Annotated in this window: 14 protein-coding genes; 9 read left to right on the forward strand and 5 right to left on the reverse strand. The window is 63.2% G+C overall.

Annotated elements, in window-relative coordinates; translation table 11 throughout:
• Nucleotides 1-16 precede the first annotated feature (16 nt).
• The 3 genes from K4A76_RS16130 to K4A76_RS16140 all read right to left on the reverse strand — a co-directional run bounded on the left by K4A76_RS16130 (nucleotide 17) and on the right by K4A76_RS16140 (nucleotide 2,070).
• Nucleotides 17-448 (reverse strand): D-Ala-D-Ala carboxypeptidase family metallohydrolase, encoded by a 432-nt coding sequence (locus tag K4A76_RS16130; protein ID WP_274410691.1) that lies wholly within the window; start codon nucleotides 446-448, stop codon nucleotides 17-19.
• 108 nt (nucleotides 449-556) lie between these two features.
• Nucleotides 557-796 carry a glutaredoxin family protein gene (locus K4A76_RS16135; RefSeq protein ID WP_009683999.1) on the reverse strand — a complete coding sequence of 80 codons (240 nt, stop codon included), beginning with the start codon at nucleotides 794-796 and terminating at the stop codon, nucleotides 557-559.
• A gap of 65 nt (nucleotides 797-861) precedes the next feature.
• A complete protein-coding gene (locus K4A76_RS16140) occupies nucleotides 862-2,070 on the reverse strand; it encodes an ammonium transporter (protein WP_029886184.1) in 1,209 nt (402 codons plus the stop codon).
• A gap of 324 nt (nucleotides 2,071-2,394) precedes the next feature.
• Here K4A76_RS16140 and K4A76_RS16145 point away from each other — a divergent pair, with 324 nt between their 5' ends.
• The 8 genes from K4A76_RS16145 (at nucleotide 2,395) to dacB (ending at nucleotide 11,480) form a co-directional block, all read left to right on the forward strand.
• Nucleotides 2,395-2,709: a DUF883 family protein gene (locus K4A76_RS16145; protein ID WP_009684001.1), complete on the forward strand. Its 315-nt coding sequence runs from the start codon at nucleotides 2,395-2,397 to the stop codon at nucleotides 2,707-2,709.
• Between the two features lie 9 nt (nucleotides 2,710-2,718).
• Nucleotides 2,719-3,093 carry a phage holin family protein gene (locus tag K4A76_RS16150; protein ID WP_009684002.1) on the forward strand — a complete coding sequence of 125 codons (375 nt, stop codon included), beginning with the start codon at nucleotides 2,719-2,721 and terminating at the stop codon, nucleotides 3,091-3,093.
• Nucleotides 3,090-3,419: a hypothetical protein gene (locus tag K4A76_RS16155; RefSeq protein WP_236186011.1), complete on the forward strand. Its 330-nt coding sequence runs from the start codon at nucleotides 3,090-3,092 to the stop codon at nucleotides 3,417-3,419. Before K4A76_RS16150 ends, K4A76_RS16155 begins: the two co-directional genes overlap by 4 nt.
• Before the next feature lie 156 nt (nucleotides 3,420-3,575).
• Nucleotides 3,576-4,907, forward strand: a complete 1,332-nt coding sequence (locus K4A76_RS16160; protein ID WP_009684004.1) for a deoxyguanosinetriphosphate triphosphohydrolase — start codon at nucleotides 3,576-3,578, stop codon at nucleotides 4,905-4,907.
• 284 nt (nucleotides 4,908-5,191) lie between these two features.
• A complete protein-coding gene (locus K4A76_RS16165) occupies nucleotides 5,192-5,809 on the forward strand; it encodes a response regulator transcription factor (RefSeq protein ID WP_009684005.1) in 618 nt (205 codons plus the stop codon).
• 8 nt (nucleotides 5,810-5,817) lie between these two features.
• Nucleotides 5,818-9,450: a transporter substrate-binding domain-containing protein gene (locus K4A76_RS16170; RefSeq protein ID WP_274410692.1), complete on the forward strand. Its 3,633-nt coding sequence runs from the start codon at nucleotides 5,818-5,820 to the stop codon at nucleotides 9,448-9,450.
• A 41-nt stretch (nucleotides 9,451-9,491) separates the two neighbouring features.
• Complete coding sequence (locus tag K4A76_RS16175; RefSeq protein ID WP_009684007.1) at nucleotides 9,492-9,836, forward strand: YggL family protein; 345 nt, start codon at nucleotides 9,492-9,494, stop codon at nucleotides 9,834-9,836.
• Nucleotides 9,837-10,022: 186 nt separating this feature from the next.
• Complete coding sequence (gene dacB, locus K4A76_RS16180; protein WP_029887788.1) at nucleotides 10,023-11,480, forward strand: D-alanyl-D-alanine carboxypeptidase/D-alanyl-D-alanine endopeptidase; 1,458 nt, start codon at nucleotides 10,023-10,025, stop codon at nucleotides 11,478-11,480.
• Nucleotides 11,481-11,555: 75 nt separating this feature from the next.
• On the opposite strand, the gene K4A76_RS16185 is transcribed toward dacB, so the two are convergent.
• Nucleotides 11,556-13,946 (reverse strand): sensor domain-containing diguanylate cyclase, encoded by a 2,391-nt coding sequence (locus K4A76_RS16185; protein WP_274410693.1) that lies wholly within the window; start codon nucleotides 13,944-13,946, stop codon nucleotides 11,556-11,558.
• A gap of 94 nt (nucleotides 13,947-14,040) precedes the next feature.
• Nucleotides 14,041-16,233 carry a bifunctional 23S rRNA (guanine(2069)-N(7))-methyltransferase RlmK/23S rRNA (guanine(2445)-N(2))-methyltransferase RlmL gene (gene rlmKL / locus K4A76_RS16190; protein ID WP_274410694.1) on the reverse strand — a complete coding sequence of 731 codons (2,193 nt, stop codon included), beginning with the start codon at nucleotides 16,231-16,233 and terminating at the stop codon, nucleotides 14,041-14,043.
• A gap of 558 nt (nucleotides 16,234-16,791) precedes the next feature.
• On the opposite strand from rlmKL, the gene rmf reads away from it, so the two are divergent.
• Nucleotides 16,792-17,007 carry a ribosome modulation factor gene (gene rmf / locus K4A76_RS16195; protein WP_003248687.1) on the forward strand — a complete coding sequence of 72 codons (216 nt, stop codon included), beginning with the start codon at nucleotides 16,792-16,794 and terminating at the stop codon, nucleotides 17,005-17,007.

A 17,007-nucleotide genomic window follows, 5' to 3' on the forward strand; every position in this document is an offset into this window, starting at 1 on the left:
TCGCAGTCAATGCGCTTCATTGCAGCCCCGCCAGATAGCCGCCGCCCTTGCGGATGGTCAACACCTGGCGCCGCGGGGTGCCCCGCGCCACCGACAGGTGCACCCACTTGTCGAACTCGAGAATGAGTTGATCGAAAGGCACCGTACTTTCGCTGATCCGTTGCACGGTCTCGCGCGGGCTGACCTCGATGACCGTAAAATCAGCCGCCAGCCCTTGTATATGCTGGCTGTTGGCGGCACCGCCAATCAACCGGTTGACTTTCTCGCTACGGTAGCCGCTGCTGATAATGATGGGCACGCCGAACAGCGCGCGCACCTGTTCCAGCGCACAACACAGCAGTTGCAGGTTGGCCCTGGCTTCAGGTGGCGGGGTGTTGTCGAACCCATCCCTGGCCGCGAGCTGGGAAACGGTCAGTTCAGCGAGGGTGAAATGTGGTGTGATCAACATGGCAAGCGGTTCCGATGATGGCTAGGGGCACCGGCACTGGTGCGCCGGCGCCTGATCATCAGCGCGCATCACCTGCCATGGAGCAGGGTTGTACCTCCCCTGTCGGTGTCATTGCCCCAGGAACGCCACCACCTGCTCGGCATCGAACGGCCAGTGCAACTCGGCACCGTTGTCACAGCGCCGGAGCACCGGAATGACCAGCCCATATCGCTCGAACAAAGGCTGACTTTCGGCAACATCGACCAGCTCCACCAGCAGGCCATGATCGACGAAGGGCATCAGCACCGACTCGGCCACTTCACACAGGTGGCAGCCGAGGGTGCCGAACAGTTGGCATTCAGGCAGCATGGGGCGGGTCCCGATGTAGCATGCAGAGAAACCTATTCTAGGACCACCACGGCCATCGTGCACCTTCAATCCTGGCTGGTGGCGCCGATACGGTGCAGCGACAGGTCAGCGCCCTGGAATTCCTGCTCATGGCTCAGCCGCAGGCCATGCACGGCGCGCAGCGCACCATACACGGCAAAACCACCGGCAAGTGCCACCACCACCCCCATCAGGCTCCCCAGCAGCTGGCTGACCAGGCTGACGCCGCCCATGCCGCCCAGTGCCGCCTGGCCGAAGATACCGCAGGCAACCCCACCCCACACGCCACACAGGCCATGCAACGGCCAAACACCCAGCACGTCGTCGATTTTCCAGCGGTTCTGGGCCGCGGTGAACGTCCACACGAACAGCCCGCCCGCCACCAGGCCGGTAGCCAGCGCACCGATCGGGTGCATCAGGTCTGAGCCGGCGCAAACCGCCACCAACCCGGCCAACGGCCCGTTATGCAGGAAACCGGGGTCGTTGCGCCCCGCCAGCAACGCCGACAACGTGCCGCCAACCATGGCGAGCAACGAGTTGATCGCCACCAGGCCACTGAGCCCCTCCAAGGTCTGGGCGCTCATCACGTTGAAACCGAACCAGCCAATGATCAGGATCCACGAGCCCAGGGCGAGAAAGGGAATGCTCGAGGGCGCAAAAGCCACCAGCCGACCATCGCGATAGCGACCGCGGCGCGGGCCGAGCAGCAGCACCGCCGCCAGCGCCAGCCAGCCGCCCATGGCATGCACCACCACTGAGCCGGCAAAGTCATGGAACGGCGCGCCAAAGCGGTCCTGCAACCAGGCTTGCAGGCCCAGGTTGCCGTTCCACACCACACCCTCGAAGAAGGGGTAGACGAATGCCACGATCAGTGCGGTGGCACACAGTTGCGGCACAAAACGCGCACGCTCGGCGATGCCCCCGGAAATGATCGCCGGAATGGCTGCAGCGAAGGTCAACAGGAAGAAGCACTTGACCAGCGCGTAGCCATGGTCGGCAGCGAGCGTTGCAGCAGGCTGGAAGAAGTTGACCCCATAGGCGATCCAGTAGCCTATAAAGAAATACACCAGCGCCGAAATGGCGAAGTCGCTGAGGATCTTCGACAAGGCATTGACCTGGTTCTTGTGGCGTACGGTGCCCACTTCGAGAAACGCGAAGCCGGCATGCATGGCCAGCACCAGAATGGCGCCCATGAGAAGGAACAGGGTGTTGGAACCGTGGACCAGGGAGTCCATCGCGCTGTGCATGTTATCCATGAAATAGGCAGACCTGCTGAAAAAGGCACCAGGACAGTTCAAGAACCTGCATCCCTGCACCGAATCGGTGCCAGCCATCACCCTGTTTCAGTTGCGTGGGCGCGACCTGCGTGGTTTTTTCTTGGGTTTGTCGAGGATTGCGTTAAGGTTTATCGATATTCGCCGCGTGGGCGCCCCGAATCGGCGCAAGAACAGCCTGAGGTGCCCCGCAACGTGGCAAACACATAGCAAGGCGCATACCAGCACACGCGGGTGTACGGTCACTTGAACCTTCCGCGCGTGCTATCACTCGAACTACCAACATTCATCGACAGGGAGAGACACATGGCCAGCAATTCGGCAAAGACTGCACAAGAGATATTGATGGCTGACTTCCAGGCTTTGGTGCGCGACACCGAAAAGCTGCTGGCCGACACCGCCAACCTGGCAGGCGACCAGGCCGAGGAGTTGCGCGGGCAGATTCACGAGCGCCTGGCTCAGGCCCGCGAAACCCTGCAGTTGACCCAGGAGTCGGTACGCGACCGCGGCCAGGCTGCGCTGGGCAGCGCCGAGCAGTACGTACAGGAAAACCCATGGCAGGCCATCGGCATCGCTGCCGGCGTCGGCCTGTTGATCGGCCTGCTGGCCAACCGGCGTTAAGGGGTTCCCATGGAGAACGAAGCCAACGGCGCCGGCGCATCGGGCAGGCGCCTGGGCGCAGCCGCGCTGGGGCTGCTGCACAGCCATATCGAGCTGTTCGGTATCGAGCTGCAGGAGCAGAAAGGCCGCACGCTGAGGTTGCTGTTGTTCGCCGGCCTGGCACTGGTGTTCGCCCTGCTGCTGCTCACTGCACTTTCGGGCTTGCTACTGGTGCTGCTGTGGGACAGCTATCGCCTTGCCGGCATCATCGGCCTGTGCGTGTTCTATAGCCTGGCTGCACTGTATTGCGGTGTACGGTTGAAGGCAGCGGTGTTCGACGAGTCATCCCCCTTCAACGCCACTCTCGAAGAACTCGCCAAGGACCGGGAGCGCTTGTTGCCATGAACCTGCCACAACTGCCGAACACACGAAACCCACGCGAGCTGCGCAAGGCGTTGCTGCGCCTGCGCATGGAAATGCACCGCCAGGAGATCCGCCACGAATCCGGGCAACTGCTGGCACCGTTGCAGCGCATGCGCGGCATGGGCAGCTCGCTGCACGACGGCTTGGGCATCAAACACGCGCCGCTGTGGGGCATTGGCGCTGTGGTAGCCCTGGGCTTCATGACCGGCAAGGGCGTGCGCAGCGGCAACCTGGGCAGGCTTGTGCGCCTGGGCACCAGCCTGCTGCCGCTGGTACGCCTGTACCTGCAAAGTAGCCGTCGCCGCTGAAGGCGGTGCATGGGCGCAGGCTCAACCGCGAATGTATCGGTGCCGCCACCGGCCATTCGCGGCTAATGCAAGCCAGCGGCCAGCGTTGCCCCTGCCACTTGCGCGCAGGCACAGCACACCAGAAGCTATAGCCTTTGACCCCCTGGAGACCGCGCCTTGGACTGGCACACCCTGCTCACCCGCGAACGTCTGGGCAAAGCCCTGTATAGCGCCGAAGAACTCGGGCGCAGCCCCTTCCACAAAGACCACGACCGCATCATTTTCTCGGGCGCCTTTCGCCGCCTGGGGCGCAAGACCCAAGTGCACCCCGTCACCAGTAACGATCACATTCACACGCGCCTGACCCATTCGCTGGAAGTCAGTTGCGTGGGGCGCTCGCTGGGCATGCGCGTGGGGGAAACCCTGCGCGAAAGCTTGCCAGACTGGTGCGCGCCCAGCGACCTGGGGATGATCGTGCAGTCGGCCTGCCTGGCCCACGACATCGGCAACCCGCCATTCGGCCATTCTGGCGAAGACGCCATACGTCACTGGTTCCAGCAGGCGGCCGGGCGCGGGTGGCTGGACGACATGGGTGATGACGAGCGTGCCGACTTCCTCAATTTCGAGGGCAATGCACAGGGCTTTCGCGTGCTTACGCAACTGGAGTACCACCAGTTCGACGGTGGCACCCGGTTGACCTATGCCACCCTCGGCACCTACCTCAAATACCCCTGGAGCGCCCGCCATGCCGACGCCCTGGGCTACAAGAAGCACAAGTTCGGCAGCTACCAGAGCGAGCTGCCACTGCTGGAACAGATCGCCCGCAAGCTCGGCCTGCCACAGCTGGAGCACCAGCGCTGGGCGCGCCACCCGTTGGTGTACCTGATGGAAGCGGCGGATGACATCTGCTACGCGCTGATCGACCTGGAAGACGGCCTGGAGATGGACCTGCTGCAATACGGCGAAGTCGAAGCCTTGTTGCTCGACCTGGTCGGCGACGATCTGCCGGAAACCTATCGCCAACTCGGCCCTGGCGATTCTCGCCGGCGCAAGCTGGCCATCCTGCGTGGCAAGGCCATCGAGCACTTGACCAACGCTGCCGCCCAAGCTTTTGTCGAGCAGCAGCAAGCGTTGCTGGCCGGGCAACTTCCAGGCGACCTGGTCGAACACATGCACGGCCCGGCCAAGCGCTGCGTGCTGCAGGCCAAAGACATGGCGCGCAACAAGATCTTCCAGGACAAGCGCAAGACCCTGCACGAAATCGGCGCCTACACCACACTGGAAATCCTGCTCAATACCTTCTGCGGCGCGGCGCTCGAACAACACGGCGGGCGCACACCCTCGTTCAAGAGCCGGCGCGTCATGGACCTGCTCGGCAACAGTGCACCAGACCCACACGGCTCGCTGTACAACGCGTTCCTGCGCATGATCGATTTCATCGCCGGCATGACCGACAGCTACGCCAGCGAAATGGCCAGGGAAATGACCGGGCGCTCGGGCCCGGGCTGAGCCATGGCGGTGCAGACCGGCCAGCGTGCCGGTGCTGCACCTGGGTTACAGGAAACTTCCTACATATACCAAGGGCAAATTAAACAACACGTTTAATTTGCCAACGAAAAGTTACCAAATGCACTTTGACATTGGGTCGCGCACGATTATCTCGTAGCCCGTTTTGCTTTATCTTGTAAGCCATTTCCCATATGGGGCAAACAGCCCTTCCTTGCATGCCCGTTGACTTCCAACTGCGATAAGGTGCCGCCTGTCACCCACAATTGACCGCAGGCAAGTTGAACATGCATTCCATATTTATTGTTGACGATCATCCGGTCATCCGCCTTGCCGTCCGCATGCTGCTGGAAAACCAGAATTACAAGATTGTCGGTGAATCGGACAATGGCGTGGACGCGATGCAGATGATCCGCGAGAGCCACCCCGACCTGGTCATCCTCGACATCAGCATCCCCAAGCTAGACGGGCTGGAGGTGCTTGCGCGCTTCCAGGCCATGGCGCTGCCCATGAAAGTGCTGGTGCTGACTGCCCAGGCCCCGGCGTTGTTTGCCGTTCGCTGCATGCACTCGGGTGCTGCCGGTTATGTGTGCAAGCAGGAGGACCTCGGTGAACTGCTGAGTGCAATCAAGGCCGTGCTGGCCGGTTACAACTACTTCCCCAGCCAGGCAATAAAGCATGACCAGGTAACCACGAGCGACCTGCAACTTTTCCGCCAGGTAAATGATCGCGAACTGATGGTGCTGCAACTCTTCGCCCAAGGGCGCAGCAACAAGGAAATTGCCAAGGGCATGTTCCTCAGCAGCAAGACCGTGAGTACCTACAAGAAGCGCCTCATGCAAAAGCTGCAGGTCAGTACGTTGGTCGACCTGATCGAGATGGCCAAGCGCAACGCACTGGTCTGAGCATGTTCATGGCCCGCCCTTTCGCCCGCTTGCTGCTCGCGCTGCTGCTGTTCAGCAGCGCGGCAGTGGCCACCCACCACGAAACTGCATCGTACACGCTCCTCCCGCGTTCGTCGGCTATGCCAGCGCCACCGGAACTCAACGCCGAGCAACGGCAATGGCTTGCAGGGCGCCAGGAACTGGTGCTGGGAACATCGGCCCCTGACTACCCGCCGTTCGACATCACCAGTGGCGGCCGTGACTACCAGGGGCTTACCGCCGAATATGCAAACCTGATCGGCACGGCCCTGGAGTTGCCGGTCCGGGTGCTGCGTTTTCCCAGCCGGCAGGCCGCTTTGGAAGCACTCCGGCAAGGCGACATCGACCTGCTGGGCAGCGCCAATGGCTACGAAGCGGCCAGCGACGGCCTGGCCTTGTCGCACCCCTATGCCGTTGACCAGCCGGTGCTGGTCACACGCGAAGACGAAACGCGGGCACTGGACACGGGCCTGGCCGGCATGCGCCTGGGCATGCTCTATCACTACCTGCCCGAGGCAGAACTGCTCAACGCCTACCCCGATGCCGAGCTGCTGACGTTCGAGTCCTCCAGCCAGGCGTTGAATGCCGTAGCGTTCGGCCAGGCCGACGTGTTCATCGGCGACACCATTTCCACCCACTACCAGCTCAACCGCGGCCACCTGCCACGCCTGCGCATGGCCAACTTCGGCAAGCACGAAGCCATCGGCTTCGGCTTTGCCCTGCGCCAGCAGGACACCGTACTGAGGGAACTGGTCGATACCATCCTCGATAGCCAGCCCCCCGCCATGCGTGCCAGTATCTTCAAACGCTGGAGCGCCGGCAGCGACCTGCTGTTGACCGACCGCAACCTGCGATTGAGCGCAACAGAGCAACAATGGCTGCAACAGCACCCCGTGATGCGTGTGGCCATTGACGACACCGCTGCGCCCCTGTCCTACTTCGACGGCTCAGGACATTTTCGCGGCATCACTGCAGACCTGCTTGAGCTCATTCGCCTGCGCACCGGCTTGCGCTTCGAGGTACAGCGGGCCAGTGGCATCGCCGACATGATCGCCCGCTTGAAGGATGGCCGCGCCGACGTGATCGCCGCCCTGGCCATCGCCGGGTTGGTCGACAAGGACCTGCAGATCAGCCGGCCGTACCTGGAAAGCGCCTATGTTCTGGTCAGCCGCAAGGACAAACCGGCCCCAGGGTCCCTGGAGCAGTTGCAGGGCTACCGCATCGCCTTTACCCGCCACAGTGCCATGCATGCCACGTTGCCGCAGCATTATCCGCACATTGGCTGGGTCGAGAGCGCCAGCGCGTTCTACTCCATGGCGTTGCTCAACAGCGGCGCCGTCGATGCGGTGATCACCACCCTGATCGATGCCAACCACGCCCTGGCCAGCAACCCCGACCTGGTCATCCGCACCTCGGTCGGCGGTGAGCCCGCCAACTACGCCATGGCCACCAACGCGTCTTCACCGGCTTTGGCCTCGATCCTCGACAAGGCGCTGCAGAGCATTTCGCCGGAGGAACTGGGGGTCATCAACAACCGCTGGCGTAGCTTTGGCCCGCACGAAGACAGCAAGAGCCAGAGCTACCGCCGGCTGGCGCTGCAGGTGGTACTGGCCACGGCGGTGCTGCTTCTGCTGGCGTTGCTCTGGAACGCCCGCCTGCGCTTGCAGATCCGTCAGCGCCAGCGCGCCGAAAGGGCGCTGAACGACCAACTGGCATTCATGCGCGCACTGCTCAACGGCACCCCTCACCCCATGTACGTGCGCGACCGCGATGGCCGCCTTCAAAGCTGCAACTACAGCTATCTGGAGGCGGTACAGGCCCGCTCCGAGCAGGTTATCGGCAAACAGCTGACCGCCAGCCTGTTCGCCGACGCCGAACAGACCCGGCAAATCCAGGCGGATTACCACAAAGTGATGGCCGCCGGCTCCCCCCTGATCATGGACCGCCCGTTGCGGATCAAGGGCCGGGAGATGACCATCTACCACTGGATCCTGCCCTACCGTGATTCGCTGGGTGAGGTGCAGGGCATCATCGGCGGCTGGATCGACATCAGCGACCGCCGCCAGCTGGTCACGGAACTGCGCCAGGCCAAGCAGCAGGCCGACGATGCCAACCGCGCCAAAAGCACCTTCCTGGCCACCATCAGCCACGAAATCCGCACGCCCATGAATGCGGTCATCGGCATGCTCGAACTGGCGGTCAAACGCGCCGATCAAGGGTGGGTGGACCGCAGCGCGCTGGCCTTGGCGCACCATTCGGCCAAAGACCTGCTGGGCCTGATCGGTGACATTCTCGATATCGTGCGCATCGAATCCGGGCATCTGTCGCTGGCCCCCGAGGTGGTCGACCTGGCAGCGTTGGTCGAGTCGGTGGGGCGCATGTTCGATGGCCAGGCACGGCAAAAAGGCCTGGCGCTGGAAGTGATCATCGAACCGGCCGCACGTTGCCACGCGTTGCTCGACCCCCTGCGTTTCAAGCAAGTGCTGTCCAACCTGGTGAGCAACGCCATCAAGTTCACCGAGCATGGCCAGGTACGCATCTGCGTCAGCCTGCTGGACGAAGCCCCTGGCAGGCCTGCAATGCTGGACCTGGAGGTGCGCGACAGTGGTATCGGCATCCATGCCGACGACCTGAAGCGCCTGTTCAACCCGTTCATCCAAGCCAACCCGCACAGCCAGGGTGCCCGTGCGGGCACCGGGCTCGGTCTGGCCATCTGCCGCAACCTGTGCGACATGATGGGGGGCAGCCTGACCATCAAGAGCCTGGAGGATGTCGGCACCCAGGTGCGCCTGAAGATGCCGTTGCAACGGGTCGATGCTGCAGCGCAACCCGCCCAGTTGCCGGAATGCCTGGACGTTCCCGACCCCGGTCTGCGCGTGCTGGTGATCGACGATCACCCGGCCAACCTGGAACTGATGGCGCAGCAGCTCGGTTATCTGGGCCTGCAGCATGCCAGCGCCCGGGATGGCCGGGAAGGCCTGGCCGCCTGGCGCGCCGGTGATTTCGACGTGCTGGTGCTGGACTGCAACATGCCGCACATGAACGGCTACCAGCTGGCAACCGCGGTGCGCACCGAAGAACGCCATGGCCAGCGGCCGCGCTGCACCATCCTGGGTTATACCGCCAACGCCCAGCCAGAGGTCCGTCGCAAATGCCTGAGCGCCGGCATGGACGACTGCCTGCTCAAGCCCATCAGCCTGAGTACGCTCAGCCAGTGCCTGGCGGGCATTCACCCGCGCCGCCAGCAATGCCCCCCGAACAGGTTGTACGAACTGGGCGGCCTGGCGGCCGTGACCGGGCCAGCACCCGACGACCGCCAGCGTTTTCTGCAAGCGCTACTGCAGAGCCTGCAGGCCGACCTGCTCAGCTTGATGGCGCTGGACCCGCAGCACGACAGCACGGCCATCGCCGACCAGGCCCACAAGGTGCTGAGCGCCGCACGCATGCTCAAGGCACCCGCCCTGATGGCGGCATGCGAAGCGCTGGAAGCCGGCACCCTCACCCCTGCCCAGCTACGCTTGAAGCGCCAGGCACTGGCACGCCACATGCGCCGGGTGGAGCGCGCCCTGGCCAGGGAGTTGGCGCCACCCGCCGACACTCAGGCAGGCAGCCACGCGTGTTAACTGGTAGACTGCGCGGCGTTATTACCTAAGAGGATTGTTTCATGGCCACAAACCGCTCCCGTCGTCTGCGCAAGAAGCTGTGTGTCGACGAGTTTCAGGAATTGGGCTTCGAGCTGAACCTGGAATTCAAGGAAGATCTGGATGACCAGGCAATCGATGCTTTCCTCGACGCGTTCCTGGCTGAAGCCATGGACGCCAACGGCCTGGATTATGTAGGCGGTGACGATTACGGCCTGGTGTGCTCGGTCAAACGCGGCTCGGTCAGCGAAGAACAACGCGCCGCCGTCGAAGCCTGGCTCAAAGGCCGCAGCGAACTGACCAAGATCGAAGTCAGCCCGTTGCTGGACGCCTGGTACCCGGAAAAGCCGATCAACAAGGCTGAGTAACCCTCAGCCCGGTTCGATCGAAGAAAGGCCACCTCTCGAGGTGGCCTTTTTATTGGCGATGGTTTTCCGTCGAACGTGGCGCATCGTCGCTACGCTTGGGGCATAATGCGGTTTCTTTAGCTCGTGGGGCCATCATCGCTTACAGCCCCAATGTCCTTTTCCCTCGCTGCAGGGTATTTGCTCACCATGATCAAAACGCTTCGTCCCCTCGTTCTCGCCGGCCTGCTATTGCCCTTCGCCTTGCCCAGCCAAGCCGCAGCCGTCAACACCACCTTGCCTGCCAAAGTGCAGCAGGCGCTCAAAGCCAACAAACTGCAAGACACCGCACTGTCGCTGGTCATGCTGCCCCTGGATGGCCCCGGTGTTCCCACCGTGTTCAATGCCGACGTGTCGGTAAACCCGGCCTCGACCATGAAACTGGTTACCACCTACGCAGCCCTCGAGCTGCTTGGCCCGACCTTTCAGTGGAAGACCGAGTTCTACACCGACGGCACCCTGAGCAACGGGGTGCTCAACGGCAACCTGTACCTCAAAGGCGGCGGTGACCCCAAGCTGAACATGGAAAAGCTGTGGCTGCTGATGCGTGACCTGCGCGCCAATGGTGTGCGCACCGTCACCGGTGACCTGGTATTGGACCGCAGCCACTTCGTGCAACCCAACCTGCCCCAGTTCAACGACGACGGCGGTGACGAAAACAAGCCGTTCCTGGTCAAGCCCGACTCGCTGCTGGTCAACCTCAAGGCCCTGCGCTTTGTTGCCCGCAACGATGGAGGCAAGGTCACCATTGCGGTGGAGCCACCGATTGCCAGCATCCGCATCGACAACCAGGTCAAGCCTGTGGCCTCGAAACAATGCAGTGGCGATGTGCGCTACAACCCAGTGCCTCAGGCCAACGGCATCAGTGTGACGGTCAGCGGCCAACTGGGTGACGGTTGCAACTCGCAGACTTACCTGGCCCTGCTTGACCACCCGACTTACGCGGCCGGTGCCGTGCGTGCCATCTGGAACGAGCTGGGCGGCACCATCCAGGGCGGCGACCGTGTCGAGAACGTACCCAAGAGTGCCCGCCTGCTGGCACGTGCCTTCTCCCCAGACCTGGTCGAAGTAATCCGCGACATCAACAAGTACAGCAACAACACCATGGCCCAGCAGTTGTTCCTCAGCCTTGGCGCACAGTTCCGCACCGATGCCGATGGCGACGATGCGCGTGCCGCACAGCGCGTGGTACGCCAGTGGCTGGCGAAAAAAGGCATTACCGCGCCGCACCTGGTGATGGAAAACGGTTCTGGCCTGTCGCGAGCCGAGCGCGTCAGCACCCGGGAAATGGCCGAGATGCTGCAGGCAGCCTGGAAGAGCCCCTACGCTGCCGAATACATGAGTTCGATGCCGCTGGTGGGCATGGATGGCACCATGCGCAAGCGCCTCAAGCGCACCGCCATGGCCGGCGAAGGGCACATCAAGACCGGCACCCTGAACACGGTGCGCGCAATAGCCGGTTTCAGCCGCGACAGCAACGGCCACACCTGGGCAGTGGCGGCGATCCTCAACGACCCGAAACCTTGGGGTGCCTCGCAGGTGCTGGACCAGGTGCTGCTGGACCTGTACCGCCAGCCGAAGCTGGCCGGCAGCACCGCTGCCAATTGATGCATCGAGCGCCGCCCGCGCGGCGCTCGATCTCACAGGCGCTGAAGATGTGGTGGCCAGCACCTGGCAGCGCGGTCAGGCAGACTCCCCCTCTACCCGGTCCCGCCCGGCCTGCTTGGCCGCATAAACCCCGGCATCGGCGCGCAACAGCAACGCGTCGGCGCCCTCCCCCGGCCGCCACCCGGCCACGCCGAAACTCGCGGTGACTTGGCCCACGCCGTCTACCGGGTCATTGCGCACGCCTTGCCAAAGCTCCAGCGCCAGCACACGCGCCTGCTCGGCATCAGTGCCCGGGCACAGCACCATGAACTCCTCCCCGCCCAGCCTGCAGAACACATCGGTACGCCGCAAGCGCTGGCCGATGCGCTGGCACAGGCTACGCAGCACCCGGTCACCGACCGCATGGCCGAAACGGTCGTTGATGCGCTTGAAGTGATCAATGTCGAGCATGATCACCGCCAGCGCCTGGCCATCTCGCTGGGCACGCTCCAACTCGTTTTTCAGCCGTTCCTGGAAGTAACGGCGGTTATGGATGCCGGTCAGCGAATCGGTCACCGACAGCCTGCGCAACTCGTGTTCCACACCCTTGAGATCGGAAATATCGGTCAGGTAGCCATGCCACAAGGTGCAGCCCTGCTCGCCCACTTCCGGCGTTGCCTCGCCACGCACCCAGCGCAAGCCCGCCCGGGGCAGGCACACGCGGTACTCCTCGCGCCATGGCGTCAGGTGCTCGGCCGAGTAGCGCACCGAACGGCTCACCCGCTCCAGGTCATCAGGGTGAATGCGCTCGTACACTGCGGCGGCATCCTCGCGCAGCTGCTGCAGGTCAAGCTCATAAATGTCGTACAGCCCCTTGCTGGCATAGGGGAAACACGAATGGCCGTTTGCATCAAGCCTGTACTGGTAGATGCCGCCCGGTACTTCGGCACTGAGTTTTTCCAGCAACCGGTCACGCGCAGCCAATGCCTCATGTACCCGACGCCGCTCCGTGACGTCGATGCAGATGGCCAGGTAACCCACCCATAAACCCTGGTCGTCCAGCATGGCGGTCACCAGCATGTTGGCTACCAGTTGGCTGCCGTCGGCGCGTACCAAGGTCCACTCACCCGGCTCGGCGCCCTGTTCGTATACGGTTTCGGCAAACAGTGCATGGCCCCCCGCAATGGCGCGGCCAAAGCGCAAACTCAAGGCATGGGCACGCTGGCTCAGCTCCTCGGCCAGCACCAGTTGCTCAAGGCGCAGGCGGCCAATGGCTTCACTGGCCGGGTAACCGAGCATGCTTTCGGCACCGGCATTGAAAGTGCTGACCACCCCTTTGAGGTTGGTGGCGATGATCGCAACCTGGGTCGCGGCATCCAGCACGCTGCGCAGCTGGTTGTGGGTGCCGCGCAGCGACTGTTCGCTGACCTGCAGCGCTGCGGTGCGCTGTGCAACCAGGGCCAAGGCCCGTTGACGCTGGCTGAACAGGTTGAACAACATCACGCTCAGCAGCAGGCTCAGCAAACCGCCCAGTGCACCGACTGCCAGCACCGCCGAAGAACGGTTGGCCTGCAGGAATGCCAGGCTGGGGCGGATACTCAGCAGCAACTGGCGGTCCGCCAGGGGCAGCACCTGATCGCTGACCAGCGACAGGGGCGCCACGGGGTTGTTGGAGTCGTAAAGAACTTCTGGGCCCTGCCGCCCGGACGGGTCAACCAGGCGCGTTACCAGGTTATCGTCAGGCGCCACTGGCCGGCCATCGCCGATCAGCTCGGGCATGCTCAACAGGGCCAGCACATAACCCGCTGCCGTGCCGTGGGGCGTGGCAACGGCGAATACCGGGGCCACCATCATCAGGCCGCGCGCGCCCGGTTCGCTGGCATTCAACTTCAGCGGCTGCGACACCGCCATGCTCCCCGGCACCAGCGCCCGCGCAAGCACTGCCCGGGCCGCATCCTGCGCAGCCAGGTCGAGACCAGATGGCAGCCCCGGCAAGGTGCCTGACGCGTTATACAGCACGGGAAAATACAGGTCGCGCGCGGGGGCGCGGCGCCACTGCCCCTGCGGGTCCTGATCGCGAATCATAAAGCCCGGGCCGGCAAGGGTGCTGGCCTGGCGTTCGAATATGGCGCGCTGCGCGGCCTCTACACGCGGGGCCCAGGCATAGGCCTGGGTACGGTGCAGCAGCGGCCGGGCATAACCGGCAAATTCCCGGGGGGTTATTTCATCGGAATAGCTGAAAAACCAGCGCAGCCCATCCAGGCGCTGCTGCTGTTCGGCAAAACGCTCGGCGATGCGGCCAAAGCGCTCTCCCGCCAGCAACTCGAAGCGCTGGCGCAGCTGCTGGTTGTACAACGACTGCGCGGCCAGAGCCAGGGCGGCCGTCAACAAGCCGCCGGCCAGCAGCGCAATCAGGGCCATCACCCAGGCGGACATCGCCTCTGCGCGCAGGCCAGGCACCCGCGCAAGCACGCCACACTTTGACATACACCCGTCTCGTCACGTCAGCGTCCTGCGGATTATCCAGCCATGAACCAAGTTATAGCTATTGGCCACTACCCGCGCAATGTACCCCGTCGGCTCAGCGCAGCTGGAAGCGCCAGGCTCGGTGGATACGGTTGTTGCGGGCGAAATCCGGGTCCAGCGTCTGGGCTGTGATTTCCTCCACTGCGTAGCGCGCCATCAGGTGTTCGTCCAGCTGGAACTTGCGGAAGTTGTTGGAGAAGTAAAGCACGCCACCGGGCGCCAGGCGGGCCATGGCCAAGTCCAGCAACTGCACATGGTCACGTTGCACGTCGAACACACCTTCCATCCGTTTGGAGTTGGAGAAGGTCGGCGGGTCGATGAAGATCAGGTCGTAGCTGTCACGGTTACCCTCCAACCAGGCCATGACATCACTCTGCTCCAGCCGATTACGCTCGGAATAACCATTGAGCGCCAGGTTGCGCCGCGCCCAGTCCAGGTAGGTTTTCGACAGGTCGACGCTAGTGGTGCTGCGCGCCCCACCCTTGGCCGCGTGCACGGTGGCCGTGGCGGTGTAGCAGAACAGGTTGAGGAAGCGCTTGCCGGCTGCTTCGCGCTGAATACGCATGCGCATCGGGCGATGGTCGAGGAACAGGCCGGTGTCGAGGTAATCGGTGAGGTTGACCAACAACTTCACGCCGCCTTCGTTGACTTCCTGGAAACGGCCCTCGGTAGCCTGACGCTCGTACTGGCGGGTACCGCTTTGCCGCTCGCGGCGCTTGAGCACCACGCGCTGCGGGGCAATGCCCAATGCCTGCGGAATGGCCGCCAGGGCATCGAGCAGGCGCGCCTGGGCCTTGTCCGGGTCCACCGAGCGTGGTGCGGCATATTCCTGCACGTGTACCCAGTCGTGGTACAGATCGACTGCCAGGGCATACTCAGGCATGTCGGCATCGTACAGGCGATAGCAGTCGACCTGCTCGCGTCGGGCCCATTTGCCCAGTTGCCTGAGGTTTTTCTGCAGGCGGTTGGCAAACATCTGCGCCCCTTCCGACAGGCGTGCCGGCTCGCTGGTGACGGGTACCTGCTGGCCGACCTCACGGGTGTCGGCCGGTGCCTCGCGGCGCTCACCGGTGACGAACTGGTCAGGCTGCACCTTGAACAACAGCAGCTTGCACGGCAACGCGCCGTTCCAGAACGCGTACTGCTTGTGGCTGCGAATGCCCATGCGCTTGCCCAGTTGCGGCGCCCCGGTGAATACCGCAGCCTCCCAACCCATGCACGCCTGGCGCAGACGCTCACCCAGGTTCTGGTAGAGGTACAGCAGGCTGGCTTCGTCGCCCAGGCGCTCACCGTAGGGCGGGTTGCTGATGACCAGGCCTTTCTGGTTCTGGTCCGGGCGCGGCTCGAAGGTGCTGACCTCGCCCTGGTAGATTTTCACCCAGTCACCCAGGCCTGCGCGCTCCACGTTGTTACGACCCGGCTGAATCAGCCGCGGGTCGGCCTCGTAGCCACGGATCCACAGCGGGGGTTTGGCCAGGCCAGCCTGGGCCCGTGCCTGCGCTTCTTCATGCACCTTGCGCCAGAGCGCCGGCACATGGCCGAGCCAGGCGCTGAAACCCCAGCGTTCACGCTTGAGGTTGGGCGCGATATCGGCAGCAATCATGGCGGCCTCTACCAGGAACGTACCTACACCGCACATCGGGTCGGCCAGCGCACCGCCTTGCGCGGCAATACGCGGCCAGCCGGAGCGGATCAGCACAGCGGCCGCCAGGTTTTCCTTGAGCGGCGCGGCGCCCTGCTGCAGGCGATAGCCACGCTGGTGCAGGCTGTGCCCGGACAGGTCGAGGGACAGGATCGCCTCGCCGCGCTCCAGGCGCAGGTGCACGCGAACGTCAGGATCGATTTTTTCCACCGACGGGCGCAGGCCTTCGCGGTTGCGCAGCTTGTCGACGATAGCATCCTTGACCTTCAACGCACCGAAATGGGTGTTGTCGATGCCCGAGCCATGGCCGCTGAACTCGACCGCCAGGGTGCCATCGGCCGCCAGGTGGTCCGCCCAGTCGACGGCGTGCACGCCGTCGTACAGGTCGTCGGCGTTCTTCATGGAAAAACGCTTGAGCACCAGCAGCACACGGTTGGCCAGACGCGACCAGATGCACAGGCGGTAGGCGGTTTCCATGTCGGCGGCGCCGCGGATGGCCGAGGTGTGCTCACGCACTTCGTCCAGGCCAAGGCCTTTGGCCTCTTCGGCAAGCAGGCCTTCAAGGCCTTTGGGGCAGGTGAGGTAGAGTTCGAAACGGTCCGACATGAATATTCCAGAGCCTTGGGCTATTGACTGACGAGGCGACGCATCGCCCCGCGATGTTTGCCCGCACGCCTTTCCAGCAGGCGTGCAGGTGGCCGGTTGGGCACAACGTGTGCCGCAGCGGGCCGGGCCACCTGACAGATCTGCGCTTTGCCGGGTGGCAAAGACAGCTTAGATCATCAGGCAGTACGAAAAATTCTGGCGACGTAGAGCCCTGTGTGACCCTTCGTCGCATTTCAAATTATTTCTCTGTTCCTTGAGTGACGCTGGCAAAATGACGTCAATGATCGGCAAACCCCGATCGTAGCGGGCTCAACGCTAAACAAGGTTGAGTCGCATTTCTTTACTTATCCCCACACCCTCACAAACGTTACGTCCTTATGACAAATCGATCATTCACACCGTGACTCGCATTCGATAGAACTGGTCTCAGGCCGCTTCGCAACGAGGCGGCACATTCAGCTCGCGACGCCGGCAGCGAGCGCAAACCGGCAGAAAGACTCTGCCCGGCCTCGGAGAGGCCGACGGGACATTACAGTCAACAAGTGAGGGCAACACCCTATGAGAAGACTTAAGCGTGATCCGTTGGAAAGAGCATATTCACGTGGCTACCAATACGGGGTCACCGGCAAATCCCGCGAACTTTGCCCGTTCAATCTTCCTTCTGTTCGCCAAGCCTGGATCAACGGCTGGCGTGAAGGTCGCGGCGATAACTGGGACGGAATGACTGGCACCGCTGGCATCCATAGACTCAACGAAAATCACGCCGTAGGCTGA

This window comes from Pseudomonas sp. NEEL19 (genome assembly GCF_028751975.1).
In the GTDB taxonomy this organism is placed as follows: Bacteria; Pseudomonadota; Gammaproteobacteria; order Pseudomonadales; family Pseudomonadaceae; genus Aquipseudomonas; species Aquipseudomonas juntendi.

Excerpts from the sequence above, each read along its gene's own strand:
- K4A76_RS16130 (WP_274410691.1), bottom strand. The coding sequence starts at position 448 with ATGTTGATCACACCACATTTCACCCTCGCTGAACTGACCGTTTCCCAG.
- K4A76_RS16135 (WP_009683999.1), bottom strand. The coding sequence starts at position 796 with ATGCTGCCTGAATGCCAACTGTTCGGCACCCTCGGCTGCCACCTGTGT.
- K4A76_RS16140 (WP_029886184.1), bottom strand. The coding sequence starts at position 2,070 with ATGGATAACATGCACAGCGCGATGGACTCCCTGGTCCACGGTTCCAAC.
- K4A76_RS16145 (WP_009684001.1), top strand. The coding sequence starts at position 2,395 with ATGGCCAGCAATTCGGCAAAGACTGCACAAGAGATATTGATGGCTGAC.
- K4A76_RS16150 (WP_009684002.1), top strand. The coding sequence starts at position 2,719 with ATGGAGAACGAAGCCAACGGCGCCGGCGCATCGGGCAGGCGCCTGGGC.
- K4A76_RS16155 (WP_236186011.1), top strand. The coding sequence starts at position 3,090 with ATGAACCTGCCACAACTGCCGAACACACGAAACCCACGCGAGCTGCGC.
- K4A76_RS16165 (WP_009684005.1), top strand. The coding sequence starts at position 5,192 with ATGCATTCCATATTTATTGTTGACGATCATCCGGTCATCCGCCTTGCC.
- K4A76_RS16170 (WP_274410692.1), top strand. The coding sequence starts at position 5,818 with ATGGCCCGCCCTTTCGCCCGCTTGCTGCTCGCGCTGCTGCTGTTCAGC.
- K4A76_RS16175 (WP_009684007.1), top strand. The coding sequence starts at position 9,492 with ATGGCCACAAACCGCTCCCGTCGTCTGCGCAAGAAGCTGTGTGTCGAC.
- dacB (WP_029887788.1), top strand. The coding sequence starts at position 10,023 with ATGATCAAAACGCTTCGTCCCCTCGTTCTCGCCGGCCTGCTATTGCCC.
- K4A76_RS16185 (WP_274410693.1), bottom strand. The coding sequence starts at position 13,946 with ATGTCAAAGTGTGGCGTGCTTGCGCGGGTGCCTGGCCTGCGCGCAGAG.
- rlmKL (WP_274410694.1), bottom strand. The coding sequence starts at position 16,233 with ATGTCGGACCGTTTCGAACTCTACCTCACCTGCCCCAAAGGCCTTGAA.
- rmf (WP_003248687.1), top strand. The coding sequence starts at position 16,792 with ATGAGAAGACTTAAGCGTGATCCGTTGGAAAGAGCATATTCACGTGGC.